We start from the raw sequence: 968 nt of genomic DNA, 5'->3' as shown, positions 1-968 counted from the left end.
TCTCAAGCCGACTGATCGGCGTGCCTGTATAGACGTCCATACAGACACATTCTCACCCCCAAGCATCAATCCTCAAGACGGCCGCCCTCGTAGGGGTACCGTATTTCGGCCGGCGCGTCACGATCACGCGGAACTGCGCAGGGACGATATCGAGACGCTCTGAGACATCCTCGCCCATCATATGCAGTTCGCCACGGCAGCACCGGCATGTTTTGTCTTGGACGTCGATGATCTGCTCGACACGCGGCAGGTGTGCGGGCAGCGATCCGCGATTGGCGCGCCGCTTCCTGACTCGGTCGGTGTGCTTGATCGGATCAGCCGCTTCCTCGCCGGCGAGGCCCTCGGCCTCGATCTGCTCGGCCTCTTCGAGCCCGAGCAGCAACTGATCGACCGGCAGGCTCTCGGCCCGGCGCCCGAAGCGATGGCGCTGCAACTCCTTGATGATCTGGCGTAGCCGCTCGTTCTCGGCGCGCTCCTCCGCGAGCATCGCCCGAAGCGCGATCGGATCGCTGATCAATGGGTTGGCCGCGTTGCTCACGAAGCCGATTCAATCATGGATTACAGTGGCTTGCTAGCGCCGAGCGATCAACTTGCCGCGACGGGGACCCGCGTCTCGCGGCGCTCATGCACGCGTCGCCAGTCCAGGCCTTCGAGCAACGCCTGCAACTGCGCCGCGGTCAGTCGCACGACGCCGTCGGCAATGGCGGGCCACTGGAACTTGCCGTCTTCCAGCCTCTTCGAGAACAGGCAGACGCCCGTCCCATCGAAGTAAACCAGCTTGATCCGGTCGGCGCGTCTCGCCCGGAACACATAGACCGCGCCCGAGAACGGATCGGCGCCCATGCTCTCGCGCACCAGTGCGGCCAAGCGTAAGCGCTGTCCCGTTGGCACCTTTGCGGGCGCGGTCTGAGCGCCGATGTTTGAAGCCCCTGAGGGCTTCGACACATGACGATTTCAGAGCTTACGCT

The 968-nt window shown here is 63.9% G+C and carries 1 protein-coding gene and 1 pseudogene; both read right to left on the bottom strand.

Features of this window, described 5'->3' with window-relative positions:
• Positions 1–73 precede the first annotated feature (73 nt).
• Positions 74–538 (bottom strand): annotated as a pseudogene (locus tag ACFPOB_RS30995) (IS66 family transposase zinc-finger binding domain-containing protein); the annotation flags it as partial.
• Between the two features lie 47 nt (positions 539–585).
• Positions 586–867 (bottom strand): IS66 family insertion sequence element accessory protein TnpB, encoded by a 282-nt coding sequence (gene tnpB / locus ACFPOB_RS30990; RefSeq protein WP_377801975.1) that lies wholly within the window; start codon positions 865–867, stop codon positions 586–588.
• Positions 868–968 lie beyond the last annotated feature (101 nt).

Source organism: Allobosea eneae, from assembly GCF_042657265.1.
In the GTDB taxonomy this organism is placed as follows: Bacteria; Pseudomonadota; Alphaproteobacteria; order Rhizobiales; family Beijerinckiaceae; genus Allobosea; species Allobosea eneae.
The sequence above is the reverse complement of the archived record's forward strand: the minus strand, read 5'-3'. Positions and strand labels throughout refer to the sequence as shown.